Source organism: Sphingomonas arenae, from assembly GCF_016924655.1.
GTDB lineage: Bacteria > Pseudomonadota > Alphaproteobacteria > Sphingomonadales > Sphingomonadaceae > Sphingomicrobium > Sphingomicrobium arenae.
Genome location: NZ_JAFFJU010000003.1, coordinates 21,715 through 43,998, shown reverse-complemented (window position 1 = coordinate 43,998; position 22,284 = coordinate 21,715). Strand labels below are relative to the sequence as shown.

The 22,284-nt window shown below is 67.0% G+C and carries 16 protein-coding genes and 1 tRNA gene; 5 read left to right on the top strand and 12 right to left on the bottom strand.

Features of this window, described 5'->3' with window-relative positions; all coding sequences use genetic code 11:
• Window positions 1–31 precede the first annotated feature (31 nt).
• A complete protein-coding gene (gene hemB / locus JT720_RS11610; protein ID WP_205481471.1) occupies window positions 32–1,030 on the bottom strand; it encodes a porphobilinogen synthase in 999 nt (332 codons plus the stop codon).
• A gap of 136 nt (window positions 1,031–1,166) precedes the next feature.
• Here hemB and JT720_RS11605 point away from each other — a divergent pair, with 136 nt between their 5' ends.
• Window positions 1,167–2,066, top strand: a complete 900-nt coding sequence (locus JT720_RS11605) for a diacylglycerol/lipid kinase family protein (protein ID WP_205481470.1) — start codon at window positions 1,167–1,169, stop codon at window positions 2,064–2,066.
• Here the strand turns inward: JT720_RS11605 and JT720_RS11600 are convergent.
• The 6 genes from JT720_RS11600 to JT720_RS11575 form a co-directional block, all read right to left on the bottom strand.
• A complete protein-coding gene (locus tag JT720_RS11600) occupies window positions 2,051–3,520 on the bottom strand; it encodes an MATE family efflux transporter (RefSeq protein WP_205481469.1) in 1,470 nt (489 codons plus the stop codon). The genes JT720_RS11605 and JT720_RS11600 overlap by 16 nt on opposite strands.
• A gap of 39 nt (window positions 3,521–3,559) precedes the next feature.
• On the bottom strand, window positions 3,560–6,256 hold the full coding sequence (locus JT720_RS11595; RefSeq protein ID WP_205481468.1) for a valine--tRNA ligase: 2,697 nt from the start codon (window positions 6,254–6,256) through the stop codon (window positions 3,560–3,562).
• Window positions 6,257–6,405: 149 nt separating this feature from the next.
• Window positions 6,406–8,457, bottom strand: coding sequence for a S9 family peptidase (locus tag JT720_RS11590; protein WP_205481467.1), 2,052 nt, complete (start codon window positions 8,455–8,457; stop codon window positions 6,406–6,408).
• A gap of 224 nt (window positions 8,458–8,681) precedes the next feature.
• On the bottom strand, window positions 8,682–9,095 hold the full coding sequence (locus JT720_RS11585; RefSeq protein WP_237219953.1) for a DUF2497 domain-containing protein: 414 nt from the start codon (window positions 9,093–9,095) through the stop codon (window positions 8,682–8,684).
• A 40-nt stretch (window positions 9,096–9,135) separates the two neighbouring features.
• Window positions 9,136–10,587: a TolC family outer membrane protein gene (locus tag JT720_RS11580; protein ID WP_336512004.1), complete on the bottom strand. Its 1,452-nt coding sequence runs from the start codon at window positions 10,585–10,587 to the stop codon at window positions 9,136–9,138.
• A gap of 13 nt (window positions 10,588–10,600) precedes the next feature.
• On the bottom strand, window positions 10,601–11,233 hold the full coding sequence (locus JT720_RS11575; protein WP_205481464.1) for a protein-L-isoaspartate O-methyltransferase family protein: 633 nt from the start codon (window positions 11,231–11,233) through the stop codon (window positions 10,601–10,603).
• A gap of 230 nt (window positions 11,234–11,463) precedes the next feature.
• Between JT720_RS11575 and JT720_RS11570 the strand changes: the two genes are divergently transcribed.
• Together JT720_RS11570 and JT720_RS11565 are read left to right on the top strand one after the other, a co-directional pair.
• Complete coding sequence (locus tag JT720_RS11570) at window positions 11,464–14,328, top strand: M16 family metallopeptidase (protein WP_205481463.1); 2,865 nt, start codon at window positions 11,464–11,466, stop codon at window positions 14,326–14,328.
• Window positions 14,329–14,385: 57 nt separating this feature from the next.
• On the top strand, window positions 14,386–14,757 hold the full coding sequence (locus tag JT720_RS11565; RefSeq protein WP_205481462.1) for a YidH family protein: 372 nt from the start codon (window positions 14,386–14,388) through the stop codon (window positions 14,755–14,757).
• Here the strand turns inward: JT720_RS11565 and JT720_RS11560 are convergent.
• Entirely contained in the window at window positions 14,754–15,551 is a 798-nt protein-coding gene (locus JT720_RS11560) for a hypothetical protein (RefSeq protein ID WP_205481461.1), read from the bottom strand. The genes JT720_RS11565 and JT720_RS11560 overlap by 4 nt on opposite strands.
• 111 nt (window positions 15,552–15,662) lie before the next feature.
• On the opposite strand from JT720_RS11560, the gene JT720_RS11555 reads away from it, so the two are divergent.
• Together JT720_RS11555 and JT720_RS11550 are read left to right on the top strand one after the other, a co-directional pair.
• Entirely contained in the window at window positions 15,663–16,970 is a 1,308-nt protein-coding gene (locus tag JT720_RS11555; RefSeq protein ID WP_205481460.1) for an SLC13 family permease, read from the top strand.
• A gap of 60 nt (window positions 16,971–17,030) precedes the next feature.
• Window positions 17,031–17,104 (top strand) — tRNA-Cys (locus JT720_RS11550).
• Window positions 17,105–17,419: 315 nt separating this feature from the next.
• Here JT720_RS11550 and JT720_RS11545 read toward each other — a convergent pair.
• The 4 genes from JT720_RS11545 to cphA all read right to left on the bottom strand — a co-directional run bounded on the left by JT720_RS11545 (window position 17,420) and on the right by cphA (window position 22,252).
• Entirely contained in the window at window positions 17,420–17,593 is a 174-nt protein-coding gene (locus JT720_RS11545; protein ID WP_205481459.1) for a hypothetical protein, read from the bottom strand.
• A 145-nt stretch (window positions 17,594–17,738) separates the two neighbouring features.
• A complete protein-coding gene (locus JT720_RS11540; RefSeq protein ID WP_205481458.1) occupies window positions 17,739–18,560 on the bottom strand; it encodes a cyanophycinase in 822 nt (273 codons plus the stop codon).
• Window positions 18,553–19,452 carry an isoaspartyl peptidase/L-asparaginase family protein gene (locus tag JT720_RS11535; protein ID WP_205481457.1) on the bottom strand — a complete coding sequence of 300 codons (900 nt, stop codon included), beginning with the start codon at window positions 19,450–19,452 and terminating at the stop codon, window positions 18,553–18,555. The genes JT720_RS11540 and JT720_RS11535 overlap by 8 nt, the downstream gene beginning before the upstream one ends.
• Before the next feature lie 7 nt (window positions 19,453–19,459).
• A complete protein-coding gene (gene cphA, locus JT720_RS11530; RefSeq protein ID WP_237219952.1) occupies window positions 19,460–22,252 on the bottom strand; it encodes a cyanophycin synthetase in 2,793 nt (930 codons plus the stop codon).
• Window positions 22,253–22,284: the final 32 nt, after the last annotated feature.

Genomic DNA, 22,284 nt, shown 5'->3' with positions numbered 1-22,284 from the left:
GCGGGCGGAGGCCAACTTGCAACGGGGTGGGTTAAGACCGGGTGATCAGCCTTGCCGCGTCCATCGCATGATACGTCAGGACGCCGGTCGCGCCGGCCCGCTTGAAGGCCAGCAGGGTCTCGAGGATCAGCGCGTCCCGGTCACCAGCCCCAGCCGCCGCGGCATGCTCGATCATCGCATATTCGCCGCTCACCTGGTAGGCGAAGACCGGCACCCGGAACGCCTCGCGGACACTGCGCACGATGTCGAGGTACGGCAGACCGGGCTTCACCATGACCATGTCCGCGCCCTCGGCGACGTCCAGAGCGACCTCCCGTAATGCCTCGTCGGCATTGGCGGGGTCCATCTGGTAGCCGCGCTTGTCGCCTTTCAGCAGCCCGCGCGACCCGACCGCGTCCCGGAACGGCCCGTAGAAGGCGGACGCATATTTCGCGGTATAAGCCATGATCGCGGTGTCGCACCGGCCCTCCCGCTCCAGCGCCTGGCGGATCGCACCGACCCGGCCATCCATCATGTCGGACGGAGCAACGATGTCCGCCCCAGCCTCGGCCTGCACCAGTGCCTGTTCCACCAGGACCGCGGTGGTCTCGTCGTTCAGCACGCAGCCGCGATCGTCCACCAGCCCGTCATGGCCATGCGCCGTGTAAGGATCGAGCGCGACGTCCGTCAGCACGCCGATCTCCGGGCAGGCGTCCTTCACCGCCCTGACGGCACGGCAGATCAGATTGTCCGGGTTCAGCGCTTCTTCGGCCAGCTCGGTCCGGAGTCCTGCCGGCGTGTTGGGGAACAGCGCGACGCACGGAATGCCGAGCGCCGCGGCGGCCTTGGCCTGCGCGCCAATCCGGTCCACAGTCCACCGGCTCACCCCAGGTAGCGCGGGGATCGGCTCCTCGCAGCCTTCACCCGCGCAGATGAACAGCGGCAGGATCAGGTCGCTGGGATGAAGCCGATGCTCGGCCAGCATGGCGCGCATCCATGAAGACGAGCGGCCGCGGCGCATGCGAAGCGCGGGAAAGGAAGCGAAGGTCATGGGATGCCCTTAGCGTCATTCCCGCGAACGCGGGAATCCATCTCCTGCACTTCGTGCCGCGCCAAACATCAGGAGCGGAATGCCCGCCTGTGCGAAGATGAAGGATACCCAGACCATCCCAAGCATTGGGTCTTCCATGAACGATTCGCTCCCGAAACAGGCCGTGCTCGTCGTGAATGCCCTCAGCCGCAGCGGGTCGGACGCCTTCGAGCAGGCCCGCACCCTGCTGGAGGAGCGCGGCATCACGCTCATTGCCGCTCACGCGATCACCGATCCCGACAAGATGCGCCCGACAGTCCAGCAAGCACTGAAAGACAAGGCGCCGATGATCATCGTCGGCGGCGGGGATGGCTCGCTGTCCTCCACCATCGACGATTTCCTCGGCAGCGACACCGTATTCGCCCTGCTGCCGCTCGGCACCGCCAACAGTTTCGCGCGCACCCTCGGCATCGGCACCGACCTGCAATCCGCGGTGGACACGATCGCCAACGGACGGAAGATCCGCATCGACCTCGGCGCCATCGACGGGGACTATTTTGCGAACGCCGCCGCCATGGGCCTCTCGCCCTTGATCGCGGAAACCGTTCCCCACAAGCTCAAGCGCTACCTCGGGCTCATCGGCTACATGCTCTGGGCGGTCAGGGTCGCGTTCAGATTCAGCCCGTTCCGGCTCCACGTCGACGACGGCAAGGTCCTCCACAAGGCGTGGGCGACTGAAGTGCGCATCTTCAACGGCCGCTATCATGGCGGCGTGGAGCTCAGCGACGACGCCAGCGTGCAAAGCGGTGAGATCATGGTCCAGGCGGTCACCGGCCGCAGCCTGTTCGGCCTGGCCTGGAGCTGGTTCGCCACGCTGTTCAAGCTTCGTGCCCGCAAGCAGACCGTGACCGAATATCGCGGGCGCAAGCTGCAGATCGTCACTCGACCCAGACAGAAGATCAGCATCGACGGTGAACTGAGCGGAGAAACCCCCGCCACGGTCACAGTGGCCCGCGCCGCCGTATGGGTCGCGGCACCGCGTCAGCCGGAAGGCTGAAGCGCTCCGCCCGGCTCGCGCACGCCCTGAGCCTGCTCCATGCACTCCTCGCAGTCCGGTCGGGCCTCGGGAGCCATCCGAGCCTTCTTCCACCCCCCATGGAGGTAGAAAGCGGCCGCCAGCACAAGGTTCACGAAAGAACTGACCGGAAAACTCAGCCAGATCGCGTCCGCACCCAGCCACGAATAAGTGCCCAGCACCCAGCCGAAACGGACTGGCACCAGTCCGATCGCCAGGATCACCAGCGGACCCCACACGGCGCCGTTCGCACGCACGGTGCCGAACAGGACCATCGTCACGCCGAATAGCAGGAAGTTCCAGGTCGCCAGCATATGAATGTGCCGGGCGATTGGCAGCGAAGGGCTGTCCGACCCCATGAACAAAGCGAGCACCGCCCGATCTGCCATCGTCAGCAGGACGATCAGACCGGCAGTGATGAGCAATGTGTAGATCACTCCTGAGCGGGTGATGCTGCTTACGCGGTCCCACTTGCCCGCGCCGATGTTCTGGGCAGCCATTGCGCTGACCGCGGCACCGAGGGCCATGGCGGGCATCTGCACGTAGGTCCACAACTGCATCGCGACTCCGAAAGCTGCCGTTGTCGCCACGCCTTCCCGGTTGACGAGCCCCACCAGCGCGAGGGCCGACATGGAGATGACGACCATCTGAATTCCCATTGGAAGTCCCTTGAGTACGATCGTCTTCAGCATGGCGGGATTGGGCAGAAGGTAGCGCAGCTCCTTTCCGCGCAGCCGCAACGGCAGATCCCGCGCATATATGTAGATCAGCAGTCCAATCAGGCTGACGTAGTTGCCGACCAGCGTGGAGAGGGCTGAACCGGCAATACCCAACTCCGGAAACGGCCCGAGCCCGAGAATGAAGACTGGGTTCAGCCCGCTGTCGAGCACCACCGCCACGATCATGAACCACAGGGGCGTCAAACTGTCCCCCGCCCCGCGCAGCGCCATCATCAGCAGCGTCAGCAACAGCAGCGCCGGCATGGCGAGGAAAATGACCCGAAGATATTCCAGGGCGAGCGGCGCCGAAGGTCCGGGCGTTCCCAGCAGTCGCAGGATGGCGGGCGAGAGGAACCATCCGGCAATCGCGACGAGGATAGTAACCAGGAAGAAGCCGCCACCCGCGCTCCCGAAGACGCGGCGGGCACCATCCACGTCCTTCCTGCCCCACGATTGCCCGATCAGGATGGTCGATGCCATGCCGAAGCCGAATACGAAAGCTGTCAGCAGGAACATGACCATGTTGGCGTTGGACGTCGCGGCAAGCGCGTCCTCGCCCAAAAAGCGCCCTACCCAGATGGCGTTGATCGTGCCGTTCAGCGACTGGAGAATGGACGAGGCAAGCGTTGGCAGCGCGAAGGCCAACAGGGTCGGCCCGATCGAGCCTTGCGTCAGGTCCCGGCTCCTGCCGCGAACGGTCTGAGTACCTTCAGCCATCCCCGCTAGACGCACCAGTCGGCGGACGGCTCCGGCCGGTTAGCCAAGGCGAGCAAGCGCCGCAGACAGCCGCTCCGCCTCAGCCGCACGCGCGGCGTGGTCGGCCCGAGCCTTCTCCACCGCCTCCGCCTTCGCGCGTTCCGTAAAGCTCGGGTTCCCAAGCCGCGCGGCCAGGCTGTCGCGGTCCTTCTCGACGGCGGCGATCGCCTTAAGCAGGCGCGCACGCTCGGCGTCGAGGTCGATGACACCTTCGAGGGGGAAGGCGATGGTGGCGCCAGCCACGACGACCTGAGCGGAGTTCGGCGGCACCTCGTCTGCTTGCTCCGGTGAATTGAGCTTGGCCAACCGTTCGAAGGCCGCATCCTCCTCGAGCAACTCCATAAGGTCCGGTCGCCACTCACCGACAATCACCGGCGTGAGCTTCATCGTCCAAGAAATGTTAAGTTCCGTACGAATGGCCCGGACGCTCTTGATGATCTCAATCGTGGTCTCCACGAACCACTTCATCGCAACATCCAAGTGGCGCTCGCCAAAGGCATGATCGGGAGCCACTTCGGCCATCGCTTCGTTAAACTCTGCCTGTTGCGGATGCGGTCTGATGTCCGGCTCCGGCCACTTCGCGACGATCAGATCGTAAGGCCGCTCGCCCATCGCATGCCACAGCTCCTCAGTGACGAACGGCATGAACGGGTGGAGCATGACGAGGATCTGGTCGAACGCCCAGGCTGCGACCGCCTTGGTCTCCTCGTCGAAGGCGCCCTTCACCAGTTCCACATACCAGTCGCAGAAGGTGCCCCAGGTGAAGTGGTAGATGGCGTCCGCCATGCCGTCGAAGCGGAGTTCGTCGAAGGCGCGGTTGAGCTTGGCGAGGGTCTCGACGACCTCGCCGATCATCCAGCGATTGACCGGCAGCGTGGCTTGCGGCGCCTCGATTGAGGTGCTCGCGCCGACGCCATTCATCTGCAGGAAGCGCGCCGCATTCCACAGCTTGGTGGCAAAGTTGCGGTAGCCCTCGACCCGCTTCTCATCGAGCTTGATGTCCCGCCCCTGGCTCTCCATTGCCGCCAGCGTAAAGCGGAGCGCATCGGCGCCATACTTGTCGATGAGGCCCAGCGGATCGACCGTGTTGCCCTTCGACTTCGACATCTTCTGGCCCTGCGCATCGCGCACCAGCCCGTGCAGGTAGAGCGTGCGCCACGGCACCTCGCCCATGAACTCCAGCCCCTGCATCGCCATCCGCGCGTCCCAGAAGAACAGGATGTCGAAGCCGGAAATGAGCACGTCGTTCGGGTAGTGGCGCTTCAGGTCCTCGGTCTGCTCAGGCCAGCCGAGCGTGGCAAAGGGCCACAGGGCGGACGAGAACCAGGTGTCGAGGACATCCTCGTCCTGGCGCAGCTCCCGGCCCCCAGCCTGCTCTCGCGCCTCGGCCTCCGTCTCAGCGACGAACACGTTTCCGTCCTCGTCGAACCACGCCGGGATCCGGTGCCCCCACCACAGCTGCCGGCTCACGCACCACGGCTGGATGCCTTCCAGCCAGTTGAACCACGTCTTGGACCAGGTTTCCGGCACGATCTTGATCGCGCCCGAGCGGGTCGCCTCCATCGCCCGCTCGGCAAGCGGCTGGACGTCCACATACCATTGGTCGGTCAGCCGCGGCTCGATCACCACGCCGGACCGGTCCCCATAGGGCGTCGCGATGGTGCGGTCCTCGACCTTGACCAGCGCGCCCTCGGCCTCGAGCAACTCTACCACCCGCCGCCGCGCGTCGAACCGCTCGCGGCCGAGCAGTTCTTCCGGCACCAGCCCATCCGCCGTCTGGCAAATGCGCGCCGAGGCATCGAGCATGTTGAGCATGTCGGCCGGCTTGATCCCGGCGCGCTTGCCCACCTCGAAGTCGTTGAAATCATGTCCCGGCGTGATCTTCACCGCCCCCGAGCCAAGCTCCGGGTCGGCGTGTTCGTCGGTGATGATGGGGATCAGCCGCCCGGTGATCGGCAGCCGCACCTGTTTGCCGACGAGGTCGCGATAGCGTTCGTCCTCCGGATGCACCGCAACGGCCATATCGGCCAGCATCGTCTCCGGGCGGGTCGTCGCCACCTCGACATGGCCGGAGCCATCGCTAAGCGGATAACGCAGCGTCCAGAACTTGCCCGCGACCTCGTTGGTCTCGACCTCCAGGTCGGAGATTGCGGTCTGGAACTTGGGGTCCCAGTTCACCAGACGCTTGTCGCGGTACAGCAGCCCCCGCTTTTGCAGCTCCACGAACACCTTCGTCACCGCGGCGGAGAAGCCCGGGTCCATGGTGAAGCGCTCGTTTTCCCAGTCGCACGAGGCGCCCAGCCGACGGAGCTGACGCGTGATCTGCCCGCCGCTCTCTTCCTTCCACTCCCAGACCTTGGCCACGAACTCGTCACGGCTGAAGTCCGTGCGCTTCTGCTGCTTCTCGTTCAGCTGGCGCTCGACCACCATCTGCGTGGCAATGCCGGCGTGGTCCGTGCCGACCACCCACAGCGCGTCCTTGCCCTGCATCCGGGCACGGCGCGTCAGGATGTCCTGCAGCGTGTTGTCCAGCGCATGGCCGATGTGGAGGCTGCCGGTGACGTTCGGCGGCGGCATGACGATGGTGAAGGGCTCGGCATCCTTCCGCTCGGGGCGGAACAGGCCTTGGCCTTCCCAATGGTCATACCAGCGGGCCTCGATCGGACCCGGTTCAAACGTCTTCGGCAGCTCGGTCATGGGTGGGCGGTTAGCGGACCGCTGCATGCAGAACAACACGCACGCTCGTCCTGAGCGGAGAGCCGAAGGCTCGTAGTCGAAGGGCGCTTGCCAAGACCGACGCCCTTCGACTTCGCTACGCTCCGCTCAGGACGAGCGGAGCAGTCGCCTTAGTTCGCCGGCGCCTTCAGCCACCGCGCCATCCAGTCCTGCACCACATCATACCACTGGATGGAGTTTTGCGGCTTCAGGATCCAGTGGTTCTCGTCCGGGAACCGCAGCAGCCGGCTCGGCACATCCCGCCGCTGAAGCGCGGTGAAAGCACCCAGTCCCTGCGTGTAGGGCACGCGGTAATCGCGATCCCCGATGACCACGAGGGTCGGGGTCTTCCAGTTCTGCACCTGGTTGATCGGGTTCCACCGCTCATATTCCTGCGGCTGCTCGAACGGCGATCCGCCATTCTCCCACTCCGTGAACCACAGCTCTTCCGTCATGTAGCCCATGGCCCGGGTGTCGAACACGCCGTTGTGGCTGACCAGGCAGTCGAAGCCCTCGGGCCAGCGCCCGGCGATCCAGTACATCATGTACCCGCCGTAGCTTCCGCCCAGGGCGCAGGCCCGGTCGCCGTCGAGCTGCGCATCGCGGCTGACCGCAAAGGCGAGGCCCTTCTGCAGGTCCTCAAGCGGCTTGCCGCCCCAGTCCTTGTTGATCGCGTCGGTGAAGGCCTGGCCGTAGCCAGTGGAGCCGTGGAAATCGACGCTGACAACCGCATAGCCCGGCGAGGCGAACACGCGCGGGTTCCAGCGATAGGACCAGCTGTTATTGAAGCTGCCCTGCGGACCCCCGTGAACGATGAAGGCGATCGGCAGCTTGCCGGACACGTTGGTCGGCTTCAGCGTGTAGCCCCAGACGGTATCGTTGTTCGCGCCAGCGAAACTCCACTTGCTGAACGTCACCGGATCGAGGTCCGCCAGCCGATCCTTGTTGACGGCGGTCAGCTGGGTGATCCGCCCCCGGCTGTCCACCCGATGCAGGTCGTCGGGCTTGTGCACGCTGTTGAGCGCGAAAACGACCGACCCGTCCTTCAGCGGGCGGGCATTGTGCGCAGTCCCCTCCCGCGTGAGGCGCGTGACCTTGCCGCTCGCCACGTCGACGCGGAACAGCGGGTTCTCCAGCGTGTCGCTCGCTTCCACGATCAGCGAGCGGCCGTCTGCGCTCCACGCCAGCGATCCGACGCTGCGATCCCATGCTTCGGTCAACGCGCGGGTGCGGCCGCTCGCGAGATCCCGCAGCTGGATGACCTGCCGGTCCGCTTCGTAGCCGGGGCGCTTCATCGCGACGTAGGCCAACGTGCGGCCGTCAGGAGAAACCGCCGGCAGGTTGTCGAGCGCGTCGTTTGCGTCGGTGAGGTTGGTCGGCGCCGCGGACCCGTCCGCCGGCACCGCGAAGATGTCGAGGTTCGTCGAGGTCGGCTCGATCCGCCCGGCTTCTCGAAGGGCGAAGTAGACGGTCTTCCCGTCGGCGGAGAACGCGATCTCTTCCCCGCCGCCGTAGGGCTTGGAAGGTGTATCGCCGACCAGTTCGCCCGTCAGGCGAACGCCCATACCGGTCGCCTGACCATTCTCGATCGGAAAGCTGTACAGCCGCGAGCGGGTCCCCGGCTCGATCCACGTGTCCCAGTGACGCACGAACAGGCCGTCATAGACCTGGCCGCTGCCTGGGCCCTTGGCCGGGAAGGTTGTCGCGGCGCAGGCGAGATCCGGACAGTCCTTCTGCTCCGCCCAGACCACGACGCGATCGCCCGTGGGGGACAGCTTGAACCCGGACACGTCCGCGCCGAAATCGCTCATCTTCTGCGGAGTGCCGCCGAGCGCCATCCGGTGCAGCTGGTCGCGCTCGCCCACCTTCATCAGGAAGTAGATGGCTCCGTCCGGCCCCCACACCGCGCTGTTCGCATTGGTATTGGCAAGGGCGGCAATCGGCTTCGGCGCCGCACCGCGCTTCGTCAGGTCCAGAAGGTACAGCGGATTGTTGCGCTTGTTCGCCTTGAGGTCGGTGGTCGAAATGCTGAACAGCGCATAGCGGCCGTCCGGCGAAATCTCCGGCGCGCCAAGGCGGTGCATCAGCTGCATGTCCTCGGCCGTCATCGGGCGGGCCTGAGCGAGGGTGGGAAGGGCGAGGGCGGCCACGGCCGCGGCGAGAAGCAGGCAAGGCTTGTTCATGCCGGAGGCGTAAGGGGGTGATCGGGCGAGCGCAAGTCAGGCCGAATGGGAACGAACTACTCCGTTAGCGGCACAGGCTATCGAAGCGCTCACGCTGAGCCTGTCGAAGCGTCATTGGCGGGCATCCCGCGCGCTCCCGCTGAGCCTGTCGAAGCGCCGACCGGCATCCGGAGCGCTCATGCTGAGCCTGTCTCAGGGTGAGCGCAGGCAAACCATCTCAGAAGTTACAACTTCTGCCCGGTGATCCGGCTGATCTCGCGCCGGACATGCTCGTCGACGATCGCGGGCAGATGCTGGTCCAGCCAATCCTTGAGGATCGGTTTCAGCATATCCCGCACGACCTGCTCCAGGGCGTTCGCCTGCGGCGGTGCCGGAGCGGTGGCCGCAACCTGTTGCAGGGCGGCCAGTTTGCGGCGGCTCGCCTCTGCCGCATCGTCGGACACGAGCGGCGCACCGAGTTCCGCTTCGGGCAGCCGCATTTCCTCGACCACGGCCTGGTCGAGCTCCAGCACTTCTTCGGACGCAGGCTCTTCCCGGATGGAGGTCACCGTTCGCGCCGGCACCGCGGGCACGCCCGAGGCGCGAAGCTCCTTCTCCTCCGCGATCACTTTCTTGATCGAGGCGAGGATGTCTTCCATCGACGGTTCTTGCCGGTCCTGCATGGGGGACAGGCTAGCCCTAACGCGTGGGCCCTGTCACCCCTTGAGCGGGAGCCTGCGCCGGCGGCTGCTCGGCCGGCGTGACGGTACGGGTCGAACGGACCGTATGACGACCCTCCCCGGCCCAGTCGTTCCACTCGCCCGCGACCCGCCGATAGTTGCCCATTGGATCATAGAGCGGGCCACCTTCCAGCCCCAGGTCGTCGGCCTCGGCCTGCCCCATTGCGTTCAACAGCTGGAAGCCCGCCACGTAATTGTCTCGACGAGCGGTCACCAGCGCCACCTGCGACTGCAGCAGTTCCTGCTCCGCGTTCAGCACTTCCAGCACGGTCCGCGTCCCAACGGTTCGCTCCGCCCGTGCACCCTCGAGCGCCAGCTCATTGGCCTGTACCGCGATCTGGTTGGACTGGATCGCCCGCTGCGACGCGTCATAAGCCGCGAACGCAGACCGGGTGTTCGCCACCACGGCGCGCTCGGTTCCGATCACCTGCTCCAGCGCCTGGCCCTCGAATGCCTGCGCCTGGCGAATCCGGGCAGCCGGAAGTCCACCCTGGTAGAGCGGAATGCGGGTATTGACGCCGATGCTGGTCTGGGTGCCGGTGTTCGGCCCAATCGTGTTCCCACCGACCGAGTTCACGTAATCGCCGGCCAGCACGCCGGATACGGTCGGCAGGCGGTCGGCGCGGGCAGTCCGTACGTCCAGTCCCGCGGCCTGCGCCTGACGAACGACGGCGATCACATCCGGATTGTTCACCAGCGCGATCCTCACCGCCTCCTCGGCGTTCGTCGGCAGCGGCGGAAGCGGCGGCGGCGGCGCCAGCGTGTCCGGCCGACGGCCGACCACCCGTCTATAATTCTCCTCGCTGCGCGCCAGCGTTGCTTGCGCCGTGGCGAGGTTGGAGCGGGCGAGGCTCAGGCGCGCCTCCGACTGGGCGACGTCGGTGCGGGTCACGTCGCCGATCTCGAACCGATCGCGCGTCGCTTCGAGGTTGGTGGTGAGAACCCGGATCTGGTTCTCGTTGAGCTCGACGATGGAGCGGTCGCGGATCACGTCCATGTAGGCTGCCACCGACTCGGTGAAGACGTCGCCTTCGACCGCGCGAAGGGTCGCCTGCCCTGCCTCGACCCGGGTGCGAGCCGCGGCGATGGAATTGCGCACACGGCCACCCTGGAACAGCGGCACCGACAGGTCCACGCCGCCAGAGATCACCGGCCCCTTGCTTCCCGGCTGCACCAGGATGCCACTGCGGGTGAGGTCGCGGTTGACGCCGACGGTACCGATCACCTGCGGCCGGCCCGCCGCTCGGGCGATCGCGACATTGGCATCCGTCGCCCGCAGGCTCTCCCGCTGGGCGTTGATGGTAGGGTTCGTCTGGTACGTCGAGACCAGCGCCTCGCGAAGGGTGTCGGCCGAAGCGGTGCCCGCAAGCAGCAGAACGCCAAGGGCCGAAAGGCCAAGGTGACGGATCACGTGAGGCTGACTCCTAGAATGTGAAGACCCGCGGACGAGAGAAGGCGGGCAGCGCCGGGGACGCCGCATCCGCAAAGGACTTGGTCCCGAAGCCATGCTGTGTCCGCCGGCCGATGACCAGCCGCTGAACTCCGCCCTCGAACAGGCATGTGCCCAGCCGCCCGCCCGGCGCCAGTTGCTCGACGATGGCTTCCGGGATCATCTCGACCGCCCCGTCGATGACGATGACCTCGTAGGGTGCCCCCGCGGGAACCCCGTCCACCAGCTCGCCCCGCTCGGCGCGGATCCCCGGAACGGCGGACAGCTGCCCGAACAAGGCACCGTCGCTTTCCAGCGCGGTCACCTCCAGCCCCATCTCCGCCAGCACGGCGGCCGTGTAGCCGGTCAGCGCACCCACCACGAGCGCCCGTTCGCCCGGCCTGGGAGCGAGTTCGGTGAGCATCCTTCCGGTGGTTGCAGGCGGGCTCATCGCGCGCCCCCCGCCCAGCGGCAGGTTGCGGTCGATATAGGCCAGCGAGCGGCTCTCGGCCGCCACGAACTGCTCGCGCGGGACGCTCGCCATGGCGGCGATCACCAGCGGGTCCGTCACAGCCTGCGGGCGAAGCTGGCTATCGATCATCGCGCGACGCGCGGCGGCAAAGTCCATCGTGTTCCTCGTCTCGTGCGGCTGTCTTATGCCAATAACACAGTAGGTGCGCAACTGTCCTTTAGACGGCTGCGCCCGTTCCCGCCAAGCGAGCAGTCGGCTGTTTGTCGAACGGAACGGCCGCATGTCGAGTTGGCCATTCGACGAGGCTTGCGCAAAGCCCGCAATTCCGGTCTTTCTTCGCCGTCTCGGTCCTGCCATCCAAATCGTTCAAACCTCGGGGAAATCTCATGCGCCGACCTGCCGCTTCGTCTCTCGCCCTCGCTTGCGCCCTTGCTCTGGCCGGTCCATCGCTCGCTCGGCCGCCCGCGGTCCTCCCGGGCAGCACAGCCGCGGCTGCCACGCAGGCGACGGCGTGGCAGGTCGGAGCGGGCCTCCAGGCCGACCCCAGCGTCCGCTTCGGCGTTCTTCCCAATGGCATGCGCTATGCCATCCGCAAGAATGCCACCCCGCCGGGAGAAGCATCCCTGCGCCTGCTGATCGACGCCGGCTCCCTGAACGAGGCCGAGAACCAGCGCGGTCTCGCTCACTTCCTCGAGCATATGGTCTTGAACGGAACCGAGAACGTGCCGGAGGGCGAGTTCGTGAAGCGGCTGGAGCGGCACGGCCTGAAGTTCGGCCCCGACACCAACGCCAGCACCGGCTTCGACAACACCGTCTACATGCTCGACCTGCCCGAGACGGACGCGGACACCGTCGACACCGCGCTGTTCCTGCTGCGTGAGGTCGCCGACCGGGCGACGCTCGACCCCAAGGCGATCGACGCCGAGCGCGGCATCGTCCTCGCCGAGGAGCGCACCCGCGCGACCCCGCAGTTGCGCCAGATCATCGACGAATTCGCGTTCATGTATCCGGATCAACTGCTGCCCAATCGCCTGCCGATCGGCTCGACGGAGGTCATCAGGACCGCTCCCCGGGAGCGCTTCGTCGAGTTCTACAACGCCTATTACCGGCCGGAGAACGCCACCCTGGTCGCCATCGGCGACTTCGACGTCGCGCAGATGGAAACCAAGATTCGCCAGCTGTTCGGCGACTGGAAGGGTCAGGGCAAGGCCGGTGCCGCCGCGGACCAGGGCAAGCCGCGCCAGCGCGGCATGGAGGCCAACACCTTCATCGATCCGGCAGCTCCCACCCAGGTCTCGATCGCCTGGGTCCGCCCGGCCGACCTCACCCCCGACAGCCGCGCCCGGCGCACCCGCGACATGGTGGAGAGCCTCGGCCTCTCGGTCCTCAACCGCCGCCTGGAACGGATCGCCTCCACCCAGAAGCCCGCTCCCTTCATCTTCGCACAGGGCGTGGAGTCGCAGATCGCCGACACAGCCGACTTCACGCAGGTCTTCGCCGTCGCCCAGCCCGGCGGGTGGCAGAAGGCGCTCGAATCGATCGATCAGGAGCAGCGGCGCCTGCTGCAGCATGGCGTGACCCAGCCCGAGCTCGACCGCGAGATCGCACAGCAGCGCACCGCCCTTGTTCAGACCGTCGCCGGCGCCAACACCCGCCCCTCCCCACAGCTCGCGCAAGGGATCGTCAACGCCGTGGTCGAAGACCGCACGGTGCTCAGCCCCGAAGCCCGGCTCGCCCTGTTCGACGAAGTCACGAAAGGACTAACGGCCGCCCGGGTCAACGCGGCGATCAAGCCGCTGTTCACCGGCTCTGGCCCGCTGGTCAGCGTGTCGTCGCCGACCCCGGTCCAGGGCGACACCCAGGCTGTGCTCGCGGCCTATCAGGGGTCCACCCGGGTTGCCGTCACCCCTCCGGCCACGCAGCAAGCGGTCGCCTGGCCCTACACCAGCTTCGGCACCCCGGGCCGGGTCACCGAGCGGCGTGAGATTCCGGAGGTCGGCGCCACGGCCGTGACCTTCGCCAACGGCGTTCGTCTCACGGTCAAGCCGACGAACTTCGCCAAGGATGAGATCCGCGTCGCGGTCCGGGTCGGCGACGGCCGGCTCGACCTCTCTTCCCCTCAGGCACCGCTGGTGGGGCTGCTCGGCCAAGGCGCCTTCACGCTCGGTGGCCTCAAGAAGATCAGCGCCGAGGACATGAGCCAGGCGCTGACCGGCAAGACCTATGGCGCGGGCTTCGGCGTCGACGACGACTCGTTCGTGCTTGCCGGCCAGACCCGCCCCGAGGACTTCGCCACTCAGATGCAGGTCCTCGGCGCCTATCTGGCCGAACCCGGCTGGCAGCCGACGGGCTACGATCGCCTCAAGGGCGTCTTCCCCTCGATCCTCAGCCAGCTGGACTCCACACCCGGCGGGGTGTTTGCCCGCGACAGCGAAGCCCTGCTCCGGTCCGGCGACGCGCGATGGAAGACTCCGACCGCCGAGCAGGTTGCCGCCAGCACCATCCAGGACGCACGCGGCCTGGTCGAGGCTCCGCTCTCCCGCGACCCCATCGAAGTCACCGTCGTCGGCGACACCACGGTGGACGAGGCCATTCGCCAGACCGCGGCGACCTTCGGGACCCTGCCGAGCCGTTTGGCGCCGGCCGCAAAGCCCGGCGCGCTCGCCTTCCCCAAGCCGACGAAGGAGCCCGTTGTCCTCACACACAAGGGCCGCGCCGACCAGGGGCTGGCGTTCGTCGCCTGGCCGACCCGGGACTTCTACTCGGACACCGTGCAGGCGAGGCACCTGAACGCGCTCGCGGCGGTATTCCAGCTGCGGCTGACCGAGAAGATCCGCGAAGAAGAAGGCGTCAGCTACTCGCCCTCTTCGGCCCACAGCGCCTCCGACGTCTTCCCCGGCTACGGCTACTTCTTCGGGGTGGTCGAGGCTCCGCCCGAGGCGCTGGCCAAGTTCCTCAAGGACGCACAGGCCATCGCCGACGATCTTCGCACCAAGCCGGTCTCCACAGATGAACTCCAGCGCGCGATGAAGCCGACGGTGGAGAAGATCCAGCGTGACCGGACAACGAACGCCTGGTGGCTCAACCAGCTCGGCAACATCCAGACCGACCCACGCGTGCTCGCCGCGACCCAGACCCAGCTGCGCGACTACCAGTCCGTCACTCCGGCCGATCTCCAGCAGGTGGCGCGCAAGTATCTGTCGGCCGACACCGCCTACCGGATCACCGTCGTGCCGGAGGCCAAGCGCTAGGAGCCAGCCCATCGCGTCCGAACCGATCCACGCCCCCGGCGTTGTCGGTCCGGACCGATGAGCGACGAGCACCCGAACCGCGAAGATCTGGCGGAGGATCGAACGATCCTCGCGAACGAGCGGACCTTTGCCAGCTGGATGCGGACCAGCCTCGGCTGCGTCGCGATCGGCGTGGGCTTCCAGGGCCTGTTCCCCGCCATGCAGCCGGCGTGGGTGCCGCGAGCGATCGCCACCGGCTTTCTGCTGGTGGCGGTGCTGGTGATCGTACTTGCCGAACGGCGGGCCGCCGCGGTGCTGAGCCGCCTCAGTTCGCACGTGGTGGTCACCGCCAGGACCATGAACCTGCGCCTGTTCACGTTGCTGATCACGCTCGGCGCGCTGGCTCTCACCGCAGCGATCTGGATCGTGCCGATCCGGGCGGCGCCCTAGCCTTCGCTCCACTCGCCGAGCAGTTCGCCCGCCTGGTTTTCCAGCCGCACCCGGTCGATCAGTGCCGACACGATGCAGGTGGGCGCCCGGTCCACAGGCGCCGCCTCGCAGCGGATCACCTTGCGCCCGGGATCGCCCTTCAGCCGGCCCTGCAGGACCAGGTCGACCGGGCCGGGCACTGTGCCCTCCGGCAGCGTCTTCGTGATCTCGTAAGCCCGCTCGCCCCGCTGGACAGACCGCGCCCCGGGCTCACCGACTGCGTGAGCGATCCCCACTCGGCCACCGGCCTGCGCAGGCTCTTCCGGCGCCGACGAAGGCTGTTCTTGGACCGGCAAAGGAGCATTGCCTATCGGACAACCGGGCTCCAGCAGCCACGGTCGCGGCACCCAGAAGCCCTCCACCGTCGGCGATTCTTCGCGCGCTGAAGCTTGTGACGGCGCGACCTCGGCAGCGCGGGCCAGGTCCGGCCGGACCTTCACCCGCAGCACGCGGGTGTCCGGATCGAAGGAAGACCTCAGGCTCCCGCCGGAACGTTCGCATAGGCGGATGCGGAACGAGAACGGCTTGCCGTCCAGCTCCCGCTGCCGCGCCGCATCGTCGCGGCCCAGGCTGAAGTCGCTGGCGGCCTCGGCAACGGCCAGCAGGATGTCACGGCGGTTCAGCGGTTGCGCGATCGTCGGCAACACAGGGGGCGCACCGACCTCTGCCGCCGCATTCTCCGTCGAATCTTGCGCGGGCGGCGCGCTCGACTGCCTGCTGCAGGCGACCAGCAGCGCCACAAGGCTGACCGCCATGATGTGCCGCTCAGGTGTCATGGTCTACGAACGCCATAGCCTCGCAAGTGGGTCCGACCCGCCTTAGCGAGCGTTGGCCCGACGCTACGGAGGTGGAGCGATGGGCACAAGATGACGGCCAGCCAGATCCTCACTCTCCTTGTGCTCGGAGGGGTGGTCGCCGCCCTGATATGGGATCGGGCAAGATCGGACGTGGTTGCCCTCACCGGAGCCGCGCTGCTGCTGATCACCGGCGTCGTTCGGCCGATCGAGGTGCAGAGCGCCTTTGCCAGCCCGGCCATCATTGCGCTCGCCTCCCTGTTCGTGATCGCCTACGCAATGGAGCTGTCCGGGCTGCTGGACGCGGCCATCGAGCGGTTGAAGCGGCTCTGTCAGCGGATCGGCCGGGCCGGCCTCTGGGTCATGATCGGTCTGTGCGGCGCCGCCTCCGCCTTTCTCAACAACACGCCCATCGTGGTCCTCGCCGCCCCCGTCGTGCGCGACGTCGCGGACTCGCTCGGCATGTCGGCCAAGCGCTTCCTCATTCCCCTGTCCTACGCGGCGGTCCTGGGCGGATGCTGCACGCTGATCGGCACTTCGACCAACCTGCTCGTCAACGACATGGCGTCCGTCGCCGGCCAACCCCGCTTCACGTTGTTCGAGATCACCCCGGTCGGCGTCCTCGTCGCGCTGGCCGGCGGGCTCTACCTCCTGCTCTTCAGCCGCTATCTCGTCCGGGGCGAAGCCAGCCTGGGCGCGCCGGCCGACAAGTCCGATGACCAGGAGCCGGGGCTTGCCGGCGGCCAGATCGGGACCGCGCTTGCCTTCGCGAAGGAAAAGCCGCTGCGCCCCGTCAAGGCGGTCGCCTCGCTGCTGGTGTTCGTCTCCGTCGTGGCCGCGGCCGCCTGGGGCGTGGCCCCCATCGCCGCCACCGCATTCGCCGGCGCCGTGCTGCTCATCGTCCTGCGGGTCATCACCGCGGACGAGGCGTATCAGGGCCTCCGCCCCGACGTGCTGATGCTCATCGCGGGCATGGTCGTCCTCGGCATTGCCCTCGAGGAGACCGGCCTCGCCAAGGCGGCGACCGACCTGCTCATCGGCTCTCTGGACGGTGTGAACCCGCTCATCGCCCTGATCGTCATCTACGGCGCAACACTCTTCGCGACCGAGATCCTGTCCAATGCCACGGTGGCGGTGCTCTTCACGCCCATCGCCGTCTCGTTCGCCGAGGCGCTCAGCGTCAGTCCCCGCCCATTCCTCGTCGCCGTGATGATTGCCGGAAGCGCAGCCTTCGCCACTCCGTTCGGCTACCAGACCAACGTGATTGTCTACCGCATGGGCCGGTACAACTACATGGACTTCGTTCGGGTCGGCATTCCCCTGAACCTCGTGACCTGGGTCGTGGCGGTGTTCGCCATCCAGGCCTTCTTCCCGTTCTGATCCGAAAAAGTGCGCGGCGCGGTTGACACCATCCCCCAACCCGCACAAATCCGCCGCCTCGGCCCGATGGCGGAGTGGTTACGCAGAGGACTGCAAATCCTTGCACGCCGGTTCGATTCCGGCTCGGGCCTCCACTCCCTTCTGAAAAACCAGTCTTTCCGCCATGTTCAGCCGCGAAAATGGCTGACCACTGCCGCGCCTAACCGAGCTTCCCGCTCGCTTCCCTGATCGCTGCCGCCAGGAGGGCATAGCGGCTCGCCAGCTCCAGATGCGCCGTTCGGCTTTGTGGGCAGCTGGCATGCTCGGCGGCGGCATTCTCTTCCCGTGAGCGCCGACTGAAGTAATCCCCATCCGGTTCAAAGGGATCATGCCGGGCGTGGTGCTGCTGTGTCGCGCTGGGCGTTGGTCGACTTTCCAAGGCCGGTCTTCCTGCGTCGGTCCGTCGCTGCTCAATCGAGCGTCGACGACTTGATGTTGATCCTGCCGCTCGTGATCCGCCGGATCTCGCCTTCATAAAGGGCGGCCAGCCGCTCGTGTGCGGCGCGTGCGTTGGGATGGGTCGCGGCAGCGATCGAGCTCCGCTCCTGCTGCTGTCGTTGAAAGAGATAGTTGAGATCCGTCACGCAAACTCTCCGTCAACTCGGGCCGGCACCGCCAATCTGGCGAGTGCCGCCTTGCTGATTCGAGTTTTACCATTCAGCCGCTGGTCGCCCCATCAACTAGGTTATCGGGCGCTCGAGTCCCGCGCCCCCAAGAAGCGGAAAGTCGTTATTCTTTCGTAGCCTGGCATGGGAAAGGCCGGCGGATTCGCAGGTCGAAACCGTCGCCGCCCGCCAGCACGTGCACGGTCACGTCGTGCATGGACAGCGTGTCCTCCGACCGTGCTTCTGCAAGGTTGGAGTATGACACGGTGGAGCCGTCCACCACATACACTGCTCCCGCGCCGATGACGCTCAGCCGGTCGCCTTCCACGATCGCCGCCGTGTTCTCGTCGATGCCGAGGCCCAGCACGCGCGGATTGTGGGCAACGGCACCGATCAGCCGACCGAAGCGTCCACGCTCGGCGAAGTGCTGGTCGATGATGACGTCACGGATGAGCCCCAGGCCGGGCGACATGTGGAGGTCGCCGATCCGGTGCGTTTCCTTGCTGGTGCCCTTCACCAGCATGGTCTCGCTCATGACCGACGCGCCCGCCGAGGTCCCGGCGATCACCCCGCCCCGCTCGAACAGGGCTCGCACCTTGGCTTCGATGCCGCTGTCTCCGATCTGGCTGGTGATCCGCAGCTGGTCGCCACCCGAGAAGAACACGCCCGACGCGTCGTCCAGCACCTTCAGCTTCTCGATGTCGCCCGCCTCGGAACGGTTCTCGACGTAAAGCTCGACCAACTCACCGACTTCGAGGTCGCGGAACGCGCGTTCATATTCGTCGAAATAGCCTTCGGGCCGGTGGCTTGCGACCGTGGCCAGGACCAGCTTGCCGCCCTTCACCCGTCCGGCAACCTCACGCAGGATCGCGCGGTCGGACGACGGGCTGCGCTCCTCATGGCCGCCGATGATGATCAGGGTGCCGCGACGCCGTTCCTCAGTCATGCTGGTCCTTGTCTTTCGTCTTTCGCAGCCATGCGCGCGGCCCGTTCATGCTGCTGTCGATCAGGGCCACCGCAAAATCGGGACTGTTGTGGTGCCAGCCGATCCGGCCATCGTGCGTGATCGCGATTGCACCCGCGTCGGCATCGGCGCCGCCGACCTCCGGCAGCTCGGCAACGGCGGCCGCGATGGCAGCATCCGGCTGCTCGCCAGCCTCCAGGCGGCCCATGATCGCCGAGGCGATCGTCAGGCGCGTGATGGTCTCACCGTCGCCAGACAGCGCGACTCCGCCAATGCGATCGTCGGCGTAATAACCGCAGCCAGGAAGCGGACTGTCGCCCACCCGACCCGCCTTCGTTCCGTCGAGCCCGCCGGTCGACGTCCCCGCGGCAATCCGCCCCAGCTGGTCGATCGCCACTGCGCCGACGGTGTCATGCTCCTGCTCGGACCCGTAAGGCTCTTCCGCCTTGAGCTGCTCGTCGGAAGCGAGCTCAACGCCGCGTTCTTGCGCAAACATCCGCGCGCCCTCACCGGCCAGCAGAACCTCGCGCTCGGGCAGCAGCAGCCGTGCCACCTCGATCGGGTGCCGCACGTCCCGGAGCGCCGCGACGGCGCCGACACTTCGATCGCCTCCATCCATGATTCCGGAACACATCTCGACCCATCCGACGGCATTCAGCACGGACCCGCGCCCGGCGTTGAACACCGGCAGGTCCTCCAGCACCTTGATCGCGGCCTCCACCGCCTCGACCGCTGAACCGCCATTGGCCAGTACGGACCGGCCGGCCTCCGCCGCCTGGATCACACCCTCCCGGTTCGCCTGCTCCTCGCCCGGTTCGATCTTTTTCGCGCCGCCGTGGACGATCAGCGCCCAGCGGCCTTCCGCGTCAGCCATGGTCATTTCACTCCGCAGCGATCACGTGGCCGTTCGGCGCACTGGCGGTCTCCACCTTGCGGAAACTGCGCACCTGCTCCCAACAGCCGAATACGTCGGTGGGAGTGATGACCACCAGCTCGCCTGGCTGTGCCAGGGTCAGCGCAGCGGCCGCCGCCTCCGCCTCCCCGGCGATCAGGTGCATGTGGTCGGGCGTGGCCCCGGCCCTGACCGCGCCTTCCTGCAGCAGTCCCATGACCTCGCCCCGCGGCCGTCCGCGGGTGGCTGGATCCTCGCGGAACACCAGCTCGTCGAACATGCCCGCCGCGATCTGCCCGACCTCGATGATGTCCTCGTCTCGCCGATCGCCCGGAATGGTGACAGCGCCGATGGTTCGCCTGTAGCGATGGCGCAAGCCGTTGATGACGTCGCCGAGCGCTCGCAGTCCGGCAGCATTGTGCGCATAGTCCATGATCACCCGAAAGCCGTGCGCGTCGTGGACGTTCAGCCGCCCCGGGTTCTGTTCGAAGTTCGACTGGAACATCGACAGCGCGGAGCGGATGGTCAGCAGCGGGACGTCGTGCGCCACCGCCATCGCAATGCAGGCGAGCGCGTTGGCGATGTTGAACGTCGCCATTCCGTGCAGCGTCGCGGGGATGTCCCCGGCCTTCATGACGATCTGCCGCTGGCCGGCCTGGTGCAGCACGATCGTCCCGCCTTCCGGGCCGGGCTCGCGCACCACGGCCATCCCGCCATGCTCGACGTGCCGCCGCAGTACGGGCGGCATGTCGTCGCCACCATGAAGCGAGAACCACGCCAGGCGCCCGCCAGCCCGCCGAGCCATCCGCACGCATTGCGGGTCGTCCGCGTTGAGCACGGAGGTCCCCCGACGGCTCACGGTCTCCACCACCAGCGACTTGACCCAGGCTAGGTCCTCCAGCGTCTCGATCCCCTTGAGCCCGAGGTGATCGGCCGAGATGTTCAGCACCGCGCCGATGTCCGCCCGGTCGTAGCCCAGACCCTCGCGCAGGATGCCGCCCCGTGCCGTCTCCAGCACGGCGACGTCGACTGTAGGATCCCGCAGGACCATGCGCGCGCTGCGAGGACCGGTGGCGTCGCCCTGCATGACCAGCACGTCGTCGACGTACACTCCGGTGGTCGACGTCAGTCCGATGCTGCACCCGGTGTAGCGCAGCACATGCTTGAGCATCCGCGCGGTCGTCGACTTGCCGTTGGTCCCGGTGATCGAAATGATCGGGACCCGGCTCTGCCGCCCACGAGGATAGAGCATCTCCAGTACCGGCCGCGCGACGTCCCGCGGTGGTCCTTCGGAGGGCTCCAGGTGCATCCGGAAACCGGGAGCGGCATTCACCTCGATGACGCCGCCGCCGGTCTCCCGCACCGACCGGGTGATGTCCGGGCAGACGAAGTCGATACCCGCGATATCCAGGCCGATGATCAATGCGGCGCGGCGGGCGATCTCCGCATTGTCGAAGTGGATCTCGTTGGTCCGGTCCACCGCCGTGCCACCCGTCGACAGGTTGGCCGTGGCACGCAGCATGATGATGTCCCCGGCGGCAGGGACGCTGTCCACAGTCAGGCCGGACCGGGCGAGATACTCGGTGACGTGCGCATCAACCTTGATGCGCGTCATCACCTTCTCGTGCCCGTCGCCGCGACGCGGGTCCTCGTTCACCTGCTCGATAAGCCGCGCGATCGACTTGGTGCCGTCCCCGATCACATGGGCCGGCACGCGTTCCGCCACGGCCACCAGCTTGCCGCCGATCACCAGGATGCGATGGTCGCGCCCGGCGAAGAACGGCTCCACGATGACGCTCCGGCTATGCCCCCGGGCGTGCTCGAAGCCGAAGCGAAGCTGCTCCTCGCTCTGGATACCGATGGTGATCCCGCGCCCGTGATTGCCGTCCAGCGGCTTCGTCACCAGGGGAAAGCCGAGGCGCCGCGCTTCCCTCAGCGCCTCGTCAACGTTGCGCACGACAACACCGCGCGGCACCGGAATGCCGCTTTCGTCCAGCAGCTTCTTCGTCAGGTGCTTGTTGCCGGCAAGGTCCGCCGCGACCAGGGGTGTGTCACCGCTGATGCTGGCCCGGATGCGCTTCTGGTACCGCCCATGGCCGAGCTGAACCAGGCTCGCCTCGTCCAGGCGCATCACCGGGATCCCTCGTCGTTTCGCCTCGTCGACGAGCGACTGCGTGGTCGGCCCGAAGGACGCCCTCGACGTCGCTGCGCGCAGCTGCTGCAGGCGCCGCTCGAACTCGAACGCGCCGTCTGCCTCGGCAATCCGCTCGAGCCGTTCCATGCCGGCAAGCTCCGCCGGCAGCAGAGAGTTGACGATCTCCAAGGCCAGCCTGCCCGCGAGCAGTCCCGCCTCCTCGTGGGCGTAGGCGAACATGACGTTGTACACGCCCGGCCGCCCCGGCACCGACCGCGTCTTCCCGCGCGTGACCCGCGGTCCGACCATGGACTGCAGTTCCAGCGCGACATGCTCGACCACATGGCCGAGCCAGGTGCCGTCGCGCAGCCGCTCGACGAACCCGCCGCGGCGGCGCAGGCTGCAACCGTGGCGATGGAGGCCGGGCAGCAACTCGATCAGCCGGTCCGTGAACCCGGCGATCCGGTTGGAAGGCCAATCCTCCATCCGCCCGAGATCGAGCATTACCCGGATCATCGGTGTCAGGCTGAAATAGTGCGCTCCCCGGTAGACGCCCTTCTCGAGCACCGTGACCGGCCGCGTCAGCATCCGCGTCCCCGGGTCCTCACTTTTCCCGAAGAACACCGGCCTTCCGTTGTCTTGCTTCATTTTCGTCCCAGGCAATGAGGTTTCGCCCGCGA

What these genes read in the sequence shown, in the direction of transcription:
- JT720_RS11535 (WP_205481457.1), bottom strand. Translation starts at nt 19,452, where the DNA reads ATGGCTGACGCGGAAGGCCGCTGGGCGCTGATCGTCCACGGCGGCGCG.
- JT720_RS11560 (WP_205481461.1), bottom strand. Translation starts at nt 15,551, where the DNA reads ATGGCGGTCAGCCTTGTGGCGCTGCTGGTCGCCTGCAGCAGGCAGTCG.
- JT720_RS11575 (WP_205481464.1), bottom strand. Translation starts at nt 11,233, where the DNA reads ATGGACTTTGCCGCCGCGCGTCGCGCGATGATCGATAGCCAGCTTCGC.
- JT720_RS11595 (WP_205481468.1), bottom strand. Translation starts at nt 6,256, where the DNA reads ATGACCGAGCTGCCGAAGACGTTTGAACCGGGTCCGATCGAGGCCCGC.
- JT720_RS11565 (WP_205481462.1), top strand. Translation starts at nt 14,386, where the DNA reads ATGAGCGACGAGCACCCGAACCGCGAAGATCTGGCGGAGGATCGAACG.
- JT720_RS11600 (WP_205481469.1), bottom strand. Translation starts at nt 3,520, where the DNA reads ATGGCTGAAGGTACTCAGACCGTTCGCGGCAGGAGCCGGGACCTGACG.
- JT720_RS11570 (WP_205481463.1), top strand. Translation starts at nt 11,464, where the DNA reads ATGCGCCGACCTGCCGCTTCGTCTCTCGCCCTCGCTTGCGCCCTTGCT.
- JT720_RS11585 (WP_237219953.1), bottom strand. Translation starts at nt 9,095, where the DNA reads ATGGAAGACATCCTCGCCTCGATCAAGAAAGTGATCGCGGAGGAGAAG.
- JT720_RS11590 (WP_205481467.1), bottom strand. Translation starts at nt 8,457, where the DNA reads ATGAACAAGCCTTGCCTGCTTCTCGCCGCGGCCGTGGCCGCCCTCGCC.
- cphA (WP_237219952.1), bottom strand. Translation starts at nt 22,252, where the DNA reads ATGAAGCAAGACAACGGAAGGCCGGTGTTCTTCGGGAAAAGTGAGGAC.
- JT720_RS11605 (WP_205481470.1), top strand. Translation starts at nt 1,167, where the DNA reads ATGAACGATTCGCTCCCGAAACAGGCCGTGCTCGTCGTGAATGCCCTC.
- JT720_RS11540 (WP_205481458.1), bottom strand. Translation starts at nt 18,560, where the DNA reads ATGACTGAGGAACGGCGTCGCGGCACCCTGATCATCATCGGCGGCCAT.
- JT720_RS11555 (WP_205481460.1), top strand. Translation starts at nt 15,663, where the DNA reads ATGACGGCCAGCCAGATCCTCACTCTCCTTGTGCTCGGAGGGGTGGTC.
- hemB (WP_205481471.1), bottom strand. Translation starts at nt 1,030, where the DNA reads ATGACCTTCGCTTCCTTTCCCGCGCTTCGCATGCGCCGCGGCCGCTCG.